General features: G+C 60.2%; 8 protein-coding genes and 1 pseudogene. 5 read left to right on the top strand and 4 right to left on the bottom strand.

Annotation, left to right across the window (positions count from 1 at the left end; genetic code table 11):
• The coding region (locus tag QZL63_RS10055; RefSeq protein ID WP_290586854.1) for a glycoside hydrolase family 57 protein at positions 1–1,129 on the top strand (1,129 nt) is incomplete at its 5' end.
• Positions 1,130–1,209: 80 nt separating this feature from the next.
• On the opposite strand, the gene QZL63_RS10050 is transcribed toward QZL63_RS10055, so the two are convergent.
• The 4 genes from QZL63_RS10050 to QZL63_RS10040 form a co-directional block, all read right to left on the bottom strand.
• On the bottom strand, positions 1,210–2,133 hold the full coding sequence (locus QZL63_RS10050) for an AraC family transcriptional regulator (protein ID WP_022309170.1): 924 nt from the start codon (positions 2,131–2,133) through the stop codon (positions 1,210–1,212).
• 139 nt (positions 2,134–2,272) lie between these two features.
• Positions 2,273–3,145 carry a diacylglycerol/lipid kinase family protein gene (locus QZL63_RS10045; RefSeq protein ID WP_022309169.1) on the bottom strand — a complete coding sequence of 291 codons (873 nt, stop codon included), beginning with the start codon at positions 3,143–3,145 and terminating at the stop codon, positions 2,273–2,275.
• Between the two features lie 107 nt (positions 3,146–3,252).
• Positions 3,253–3,606 (bottom strand): FAD:protein FMN transferase, encoded by a 354-nt coding sequence (locus tag QZL63_RS11760; protein WP_022309168.1) that lies wholly within the window; start codon positions 3,604–3,606, stop codon positions 3,253–3,255.
• Complete coding sequence (locus QZL63_RS10040; RefSeq protein ID WP_022309167.1) at positions 3,603–4,295, bottom strand: FAD:protein FMN transferase; 693 nt, start codon at positions 4,293–4,295, stop codon at positions 3,603–3,605. Before QZL63_RS10040 ends, QZL63_RS11760 begins: the two co-directional genes overlap by 4 nt.
• A 191-nt stretch (positions 4,296–4,486) precedes the next feature.
• Here QZL63_RS10040 and rpsO point away from each other — a divergent pair, with 191 nt between their 5' ends.
• The 4 genes and pseudogenes from rpsO to QZL63_RS10020 all read left to right on the top strand — a co-directional run.
• A complete protein-coding gene (gene rpsO, locus QZL63_RS10035) occupies positions 4,487–4,759 on the top strand; it encodes a 30S ribosomal protein S15 (protein ID WP_022309166.1) in 273 nt (90 codons plus the stop codon).
• 86 nt (positions 4,760–4,845) lie between these two features.
• Complete coding sequence (pnp, locus tag QZL63_RS10030) at positions 4,846–7,065, top strand: polyribonucleotide nucleotidyltransferase (RefSeq protein WP_022309165.1); 2,220 nt, start codon at positions 4,846–4,848, stop codon at positions 7,063–7,065.
• A 181-nt stretch (positions 7,066–7,246) separates the two neighbouring features.
• Complete coding sequence (locus QZL63_RS10025; protein ID WP_290586863.1) at positions 7,247–8,968, top strand: hypothetical protein; 1,722 nt, start codon at positions 7,247–7,249, stop codon at positions 8,966–8,968.
• A gap of 296 nt (positions 8,969–9,264) precedes the next feature.
• Positions 9,265–9,410 (top strand): annotated as a pseudogene (locus QZL63_RS10020) (deoxyribose-phosphate aldolase); the annotation flags it as partial.

The following is a 9,410-nucleotide window of genomic DNA, read 5'->3' as shown; positions in this document are numbered from 1 at the left end:
CCGGGACGCCCTGTTGAACCGCTCCATCATGCAGAAGGTGGCCCGGCAGTGCTACCTGCCGATGAACGCCCTGCTGCTTAAGCTCATCAAGGAAAACAAGGGTAAATTCCGCTGCTCGTTCTCCATCACGGGAATCGCCGTCGAACAGATGCGGGCCTATGCCCCCGAGGTCCTCGACTCGTTCAAGGAGCTCGCCGCCACGGGCTGCGTGGAGTTCCTCGCCGAGACCTACTCCCACTCGCTCGCATCGCTTGCGTCGAAGGAGGACTTCGTCGAGCAGGTCAAGCTCCATACCGCCATGCTCAAGAAGGAGTTCGGCGTGAAACCCACGGCCTTCCGCAATACGGAGCTGATCTACTCGGACGACATCGGCGCCATGGTCGCCGAGATGGGCTTCCGCACGATGCTTGCCGAGGGAGCCAAGCACGTGCTGGGCTGGAAGTCGCCCAACTACGTCTACGCCAACGCCGTAGACCAGAAACTCCGTCTGCTGCTGCGCAACTACAAACTCTCGGACGACATCGCCTTCCGCTTCTCGAACCAGAGTTGGGATCAGTGGCCGCTGACGGCCGACAAGTACGTGAAGTGGCTCTCGTCGGAAGAGACCCCTGGCGAAGTGATCAACCTCTTCATGGACTACGAGACCTTCGGCGAGCACCAGACCGCCGATACGGGCATCTTCGAATTCATGCGCGCCCTGCCGAAGGCCATCCTCGCGCAGAAGGGCCAGCTGGAGTTCGCCACGGTGAGCGAAGCCGCCAAGAAGTACCAGCCCGTCTCGGTGCTCCACTGCCCGCACGTGATGTCGTGGGCCGACGAGGAGCGCGACGTGACGGCATGGCTCGGCAATGAACTCCAGAACGAAGCCTTCTCGAAACTCTATGCACAGAAGGAGAAGATCGCCGCGCTGAAGAGCCCCGATTTCGACTATGTGTGGAGTTTCATGCAGACCTCCGACCACTTCTACTACATGGCGACGAAGTGGCTTTCGGACGGAGACGTGCACTCCTACTTCAACCCCTACGACTCGGCCTACGACGCCTTCATCAACTACATGAACGTCCTCTCGGACTTCATCATCGAGTTGGACAAGGCCGTAGCAGCCAAAGCCGCCTCGAAGCGCAAATAGCGCGACGGAACACACTGAAACAGACGAGGCCCGCATCCTTTCGGATGCGGGCCTCGCTGTCGAATCACCGTTCTGCAACACTACCCCTTGCGCTTGTAACGCGAGGGCGAAGTGCCGGTATGCTGCTTGAAATACTTGCCGAAGAAGGACTGCGTCGAGAAGTTCAGGTGGTAGGCGATCTCCTGGATGCTCATGCCCGAATACTTCAGCAGGGTCTTTGCCTCGAGGATCACCGATTCGTCGATCCACCGGGCGGCGGTCTTGCCGCTCACCTCCTTGACCACCGAGGAGAGGTATTTGGGCGTGATGTTGAGCTGCTTGGCATAGAAGCTCACGTTCCGCTCCTGCTTGTTGTAACGCTGGAGCAGCGACATGAACTCGTTGAAGAGCACCTCGCAGCGCCCCTGCTTGACCGTATCGGTCCGCTCGCGCTGGTTGATCTCGGTGATGATATAGAAGGCCGTGGTGAAGAGCGTGCGGATGATCTCGTGGCGGTAGCGCTCCTTGTCGCTGCGCAGCATCGTCTTGATCATCTGGAACAGCTGCCGGATCTCCTCGACGTCCTGCGGCGTCACGGGAAGCAGCGGGGCCTTGCCGAAACGCATGTAGACGGGCAGCGAAGTCGAGAGATCGATCTGGATCTCATTGACGAACGACTTCGAGAAGGCCAGAAAATAGGCCGCAGCATTCGAAGAACATTTGATCGTGCGGATGATGCTGTTGGGATTGAAGAAGACGATCGTGTTGGGCCGCACCTGATAGGTCTTCATGTCGATCGAGACGGTGGCCTCGCCTGCCATCATGATGATGGCCGAAAATCCGTCGATCGTCGCCGGATAGTCGGACGTCGTGTTGTTCTGCGCCGAGAGGGTCGCAATCACCAGATCGTCCGAAAGATAAAATACGTCACTCATCTCCTTCTTGATCCGGGAGATGGAGACCTTGTGCAGACTCTCGCGGCCACTGTCGTGCGCCGCGCGTCCCGTTTTGCCGTGCTCCGCCATGTAATCAATCACGCTTTCCGACAAATATAACGAATTCCCGCCAAACGACCAAACGGAAAATGCCGAAAAGGGCCTCCCAGATCACTCTCGCGCCCCTGAAAAGCCGGGGAGAGGACGCAAGGATGGACTACCGGGCCACTCACTCCCCGGCCGCGGGCGGGCACTGTACGCGCAAGGCACCCGGCAGACACTCGATGTGCAGCGGGAACTCGGCTCCGCGCTGTCCGTCCACGTCGGTCGGCTCATTGACCGTCGAGCGGATATCGATCCGACGCGCCTGCAGGTGCCGCACGATCTTCGGATTGCCGCCCAGCAGGTACTGCCCCATGGCGAAAGTCGAGTGGAGGATGTTCTTCTTCTCGAGCAGGATGCAGTCGAGCAGTCCGTCGCGGATCGACGAACGCCGCGCCAGGTGGAAGCCTCCGGCGGTCTCGCCGTTGAAAATCAGCACCATCAGCGAACGGAGATCGAAACGTTCGCCGTCGGCCTCGATCTCCAGCGGCACGGCATGCATCGAGGTCACCTCCTTGACCCCCTCGATGATGTAGGCCAGGCGGCCGATGCGGTGCTTGCGCTCGTCGGACGTGCGCTGCGAGGTGGTGGTGAAGATCCCGAAACTGAAGATATTGACAAAATAGAGGTCGTTCACCCGGCCGCAATCGACCCGCTGCTCGACCCCCGAGGCGATCTGGCGGGCCGCCTCCAACGGCTCGGGCGACATGCCGAGCGCCCCGGCAAAGTCGTTGGCCGTACCGGCCGGAATCACGCCGATCGGGATATCGAGTCCCTTGCGTTTCATGGCATTCAGCACGAAGTTCACCGACCCGTCGCCGCCCGCCACGACCATCAGGTCGATCGTTTCGTTGCCATCGAACGGATTCGTGTCGAAATCGACCTCCTGGGGCCGCACCTCGTAACCGTAGGCGCCGAACACCGTACAGATCTCGCCGACGCAACGATCGATGCGTCCCTTCCCCGACTGGGGGTTGTAAAGAAATAGCGCAGTTTTCATATCATTCCTTTATCGCGTTGCGCGGCTGCCGCCGGGACCGCCGCAGAATCGGGCCGCCGGGCCGGGAAGCGGTTTCCCCGGAAGCGGACCGGTTGCCGGGAGTCCGCTCACTCCATGATCAGCGCGGACATCGCCGGAGAGACATACTCCTCGTACGCCCCGTCCTTGCCGGCAAGGATGAAGTAGACCTTCACGTCGGGCATCCGGCCGACGGCCTCCAGGGCGTCGTCGGCCCCCATGGCCAGGAACATCGTTCCCAGCGCGTCGGCCTCGGCGCAGGTCGGTGCCACGACCGTCACCGAAAGCAGGCGCGAGAGGATGCTGCGCCCGGTGCGCGGGTCGATCGTATGGGCCACCTTGTTCCCTTCGGCATCGAGGTAGAAGCGGCGGTAGTTGCCCGAGGTGGCCAACCCGCCCCCGCTCATGCGGATCCGCTTCTGGAGGTACTCGCCGTCGGTCATGTTGCCGTCGAAGGGGGTCTCGACCCCGATCCGTTGCCGTCGAGGGGGGTCTCGGCCCCGATCCGCCACGGATGGCCCGAGCGGTTCACGCCCCGGCAACGTACCTCGCCGCCGATATCGACGATGTAGTTCTCCGCGCCGAAGCGCTCAACCAGCGCAGCAAGCAGGTCCACCGTATAGCCCTTGGCCACCGAGTTGAAGTCGAGCTCGACGCGCGGATCGCTCTTGACGAGCCGCCCCTGCTCGATGCGCACCTTGTCGCGGCCGACAAAGGCGAGGATCGAATCGACGTTCGGATGCGCCTGGGCCTCGCGCCCGGCGAAGCCCCACGCCTCGACCAGCGGCTTGACCGTCACGTCGTAGCGGCCGTCGCTCAACGCCCCGATGCTGTCGGCCAGCCGGAGATTGAAGGCGATGTGGCAATCGACGCTGTCCGTTTCGTTGCGGTTCAGGCGGCTCAGGAGCGACGTCGGGTCGAAGATCGACATCGAGGCCTTGGCCTCACGGTCGAGCTCCATCGCAGCCGCATAAAGCTCCTGCGGCGTGGCATCCTTCACATCGGCCACCACACGCATCGTCGTACCGAGCATCGTACCCTCGACGACCGTATAGTCAGCCGGCGCCGAACATCCTGCAGAAAGCAGCGCGGCAAGCGCCGCGAGACAGGCGAAAAATCCTCTGTGCAGCATAATTTTCATCCGTTTAGGGGCAAAAATACGATTTTCCCGCCGATCTGACGCCCGTCGTGGCCGAAAAGACAAATAATTTTTCATTTTTCATGCGCAATTCCTATTTATTTCGTACCTTTGCCCAACGCTCTGGCGTTATTCACGGTAAGGGGAATGCGTCGTAGAGTGGAACTTAAATAAACTTTTACAAAATGGCTTATTTAACAGCAGAAAAAAAGCAGGAGCTTTTCGGCCAGTACGGCAAGTCTAACACCGACACGGGTTCGCCCGAGAGCCAGATCGCGTTGTTTTCCTACCGTATCAACCACCTTACTGAACACCTCAAGAACAACCGCCACGATTTCGGCACCCAGCGCGCCCTGCTGCGCCTGGTAGGCAAGCGCCGCCAGTTGCTGGAGTACCTCAAGGAGGTAGACATCGAGCGCTACCGCGCCATCGTCAAGACGCTCAACCTCCGCAAGTAGTTCCCGAGGAAAGAATGAGGGCAATTCCCGCGAGGGGTTGCCTTCATTTTCATTGCGACAAACGATTACATCATAGGATAAAATTTATGGAAGAAAAGAAGCTGTACAACGCAGTCCGCAAGATCATCACGCTGGCCGACGGTCGCCAGATCGAGATCGAAACGGGCAAGCTGGCCAAGCAGGCCGACGGCTCGGTGGTCGTCAAGATGGGCGACACCATGCTGCTCGGTACCGTCGTGGCCGCCAAGGACGCAAAACCCGACACCGATTTCATGCCTCTCCAGGTGGAGTACAAGGAGAAATACGCCGCCTGCGGCCGCTATCCCGGCGGCTTCATGAAGCGCGAAGGCAAGGCCAACGACAGCGAGATCCTCGTCGCCCGCCTGATCGACCGCGCGCTCCGTCCGCTCTTCCCCGCGGACTACCACGCCGAAGTATACGTCACCGTGACGCTCATCTCGGCCGACAAGGACATCCAGCCCGACGCACTGGCCGGACTGGCCGCATCGGCCGCGCTGGCCGTGTCGGACATCCCGTTCGGAGGCCCGATCTCCGAGGTCCGCGTCGTCCGCCGCAACGGCGAGTACGCCATCAACCCCAACTTCTCGGAGATGCCCGAGTGCGACCTGGACATCATGGTCGGCGGTACGATCGACAACATCCTGATGGTCGAGGGTGAGATGAAGGAGGTTTCGGAGGAAGTCATGCTCGGGGCCATCAAGTTCGCCCACGAGGAGATCAAGAAGCACTGCGCCGTACAGATCGAGCTTTCGAAGGAGCTCGGCAAGGACGTCAAGCGCACCTACTGCCACGAGGTGAACGACGAGGAGCTGCGCCAGACGATCATCCGCGAGCTTTACGACAAGGCATACGCCATCGCCACCAGCGGCACGATGAAGCACGAGCGTGAGGATCTGTTCAACGCCCTCGAGCAGGAGTTCGCCACCTCGCACTACACCGAGGAGGAGCTCGTCGAGAAGGCCCCGCTGATCCACAAGTATTTCCACGACGACGTGCAGAAGAAGGCCATGCGCCGCATGATCCTCGACGAGGGCAAGCGTCTCGACGGCCGCCGCACGGACGAAATCCGTCCGATCTGGTGCGAAGTGGGCTACCTGCCCGCCGCCCACGGCTCGGCTATCTTCACCCGCGGCGAAACGCAGGCGCTGGCTACCGTGACGCTCGGCACGAAACTCGACGAAAAGGTCAAGGACGAGGTGCTCGTACAGGGCACCGAGCAGTTCGTGCTCCACTACAACTTCCCGCCCTTCTCGACGGGTGAGGCCAAGGCTTCGCGCGGCCTCTCACGTCGCGAGATCGGCCACGGCCACCTGGCATGGCGCGCCCTGAAGCCAATGATTCCGCTGGGCGAGGAGAACCCCTATGCCGTGCGCGTCGTTTCGGACATCCTCGAGTCGAACGGTTCGTCGTCGATGGCTACGGTCTGCGCCGGAACCCTCGCGCTGATGGATGCCGGCGTGAAGATCAAGAAGCCCGTTTCGGGTATCGCCATGGGTCTGATCTCCGACTCGGAGTCGGGCAAGTGGGCCGTGCTGTCGGACATCCTCGGCGATGAGGACCACCTCGGCGACATGGACTTCAAGGTGACCGGAACCAAGGACGGCATCACCGCCACGCAGATGGACATCAAGGTGGACGGCCTCTCCTACGAGGTGCTCGCCGCCGCCCTCGAGCAGGCCCGCAAGGGACGCATGTACATCCTCGGCAAGATCACCGAGTGCATCGCCGAGCCACGCGCCGACTACAAGCCCTGCGTGCCGCGCATCGTACAGATCACCATCCCGCAGGACATGATCGGCTCGGTCATCGGCCCGGGCGGCAAGGTGATCCAGGACATCCAGAAGACCACGAACACCACCATCACCATCACGGAGGTGGACAACAAGGGCATCGTCGATATCTTCGGCGTGGACAAAGCCGCCCTGGACGGCGCCCTGGCCCGCATCAAAGCCATCGTTGCCATCCCGGAGGTGGGCGAAACCTATCACGGACGCATCCGCTCGATCGTCGCCTTCGGCGCCTTCGTCGAGATCATGCCCGGCAAGGACGCCCTGCTCCACATCTCGGAGATCGACTACAAGCGCTTCGAGACCATGGAGGAGACCGGATTGAAGGAGGGTGACGAGATCGACGTCAAGCTCATCGGCATCGACCCGAAGACCGGCAAGCTCAAGCTCTCGCGCAAGGCGCTGCTGCCCAAACCCGAGGGTTACGTTGAGCGTGAGCGCCGCCCGCGCCCCGAGCGTGGAGAGCGCCGCGAACGCCGTGAGCACAAGGGCGAATAATCCGCATTGAGGGACTGTTTCGGACGGAAATGTACAAAAAATATTTCCGTCCGAAATTTTGCATAATTTGCAAGTCTTTTCTATATTTGCGATGTTCTGTCGTATGGGCTACGGCAGAAGGAGATAAAAGAACAAGCAATCAACAAATAAACATTAAAATTACCCGATTATGAAAAAACTGATGAGATTGAGCATGGTGCTCGTTGCCGCATCGCTGGCTTTCACGAGCTGCAATTGCTTCAAGAAGATGGCCAAGAACCGGGAAGACGTCAAGCTGACGGTCGCTCCCGAGATTCTGACGTTGAACAACGGTATCGTTGCCGCTGACATCAACGTAACGTTCCCCGTAGAGTACTTCAACAAGAAGGCCGTCATCAAGGTGACCCCGGTGATCGTCTTCGAGGGCGGCGAGGTTGCCGGCACGACCCACTACTATCAGGGTTCGAAGGTCGATGACAACTATACGGTCGTAGACAAGAAGAACGGCGGCAACTTCACGCAGCACGTCGAGTTCCCCTACGATCCGCGCATGGATCAGAGCGAGCTCCAGCTCCGCGCCGAGATCAAGTGCCCGGGCGGCAAGTGCAAGGAGTTCACGCTCGTAAACCTCAACACGGGCGCCATTCCGACCAAGGAGCAGGCTGCCGTGCTGGCCGGCAACGACGAGGCTGCCAAGGCCGCTCTGGCCAAGGAGTTCGGTCTGACGGTTGCCTACGGTGTGAATACGCTCCAGAAGGACCTCAAGTACGGTGACCTGATGGAGGAGATGGACAACAACTTCAAGCGCATCACCACCGTAGTGGACAAGACCGATCTGCTCTACGCCATCAACTCGTCGGTCGTAACGAAGAAGAACGAGAGAAACGCCAACCTCGACGCATTCAAGGCCAACGTGGACGAGACGATGCAGAACGACCGCGCCACGCAGAACATCGCCGTGAAGGGTTACGCTTCGCCCGACGGTCCGGTGAAGTTCAACGACAAGCTTTCGAAGGCCCGCAGCGAGTCGGGTAAGAAGGTCGTTGCCAAGCTGCTGAAGGACTCGGGTCTGGACATCGACGCCGCAGCCTACGGTGAGGACTGGGACGGCTTCAAGGAGCTGGTTGAGCAGTCGAACATCAAGGACAAGGACCTCATCCTGCAGGTGCTGAGCCTCTACAACTCGCCCGCAGAGCGTGAGACCGAGATCAAGAACATGTCGAGCGTATTCGAGGAGCTCAAGGAGGAGATCCTGCCCGAGCTGCGCCGCTCGCAGATCGTGAACACCACCGACCTGCAGGGCAAGACCGACGAGGAGATCATGGCTGCCTACCGCAACGGTGGCGAGCTGAGCGCCGAGGAGTACCTCTTCGCTGCACAGGTTCTCGTCGAGAATCCCGAGGAGCAGATTGCCATCCTGACCGCCGCTTCGAAGAAGTACAACGATGCCCGCATCTGGAACAACCTCGGTGTTGCCCAGACGAAGGCCGGTGACAAGGAGGCTGCCCTGAAGTCGTTCGAGAAGGCTGCCAAGCTGGATTCGTCGGCTGCCCTGAACAAGAACCTGCTGCTGGCCAACCTCGCCAACTGCAATACCGCCGAGGCCAAGAAGTACGCCGCTGCTGCCGACAGCGAGGCAAAGGCTGCCATGGCTGCTGCCGAGGGCAACTACAAGAGCGCTGCTGCAGGTCTCGAGGGCTACAACAAGGCCATCGCCCTGGTTCAGTCGAACGATCTGGCAGGCGCCAAGAAGGCCATCGCCAAGGACAACTCGGCTGAGGCTGACTACCTGCGTGCCGTGATCGCCGTGAAGGAAGGCGACCTGAAGAGCGCCGAGGCTCAGCTCAAGAGCGCTACCTCGAAGAACCCCGAGCTGGCCAAGAAGGCTGCTTCGGATGTAAACCTGAAGGCTCTCCGCAAGTAATCGACGGAAATGATCCTACCACCCGGACGGACCGACAGGGCCGGCTGTGAAGAGGGCGCAAAGGAATCAAATAGAAAAGGGCTCGGACCAAAAGGTCCGGGCCCTTTTCGGATCTTGTACAGCCATGGAGCTCCTGCACCACCGCGACAAGGAGGGCGGGGCATCCCGGCGATAAGGAACGACCGGGAAAGAGGGACGGAGGGAAAAGCGGACAAACCCGCAAAACGAAAATAATTCAGCCGAAGACGACGAGGATCGAATAATTTTTCTAATTTTGTCGAAAACAGCGAAATCGTATGGAATACGCCAATCACCTGAACGAATACACCCCGGCATGGAGCCAGGAACGTGTCGATGAAGCGGTAGCACGCATCCGCAAGGTGGCGGAGAGCCGCAACCACAACACGGAGGTCTATAAATTCTGCTATTCGGCCATCGACCT

It is taken from the genome of Alistipes sp. CAG:268 (genome assembly GCA_000434235.1).
Lineage (GTDB): Bacteria > Bacteroidota > Bacteroidia > Bacteroidales > Rikenellaceae > Alistipes > Alistipes avistercoris.
This window is presented reverse-complemented; position numbering and strand designations above follow the sequence as displayed.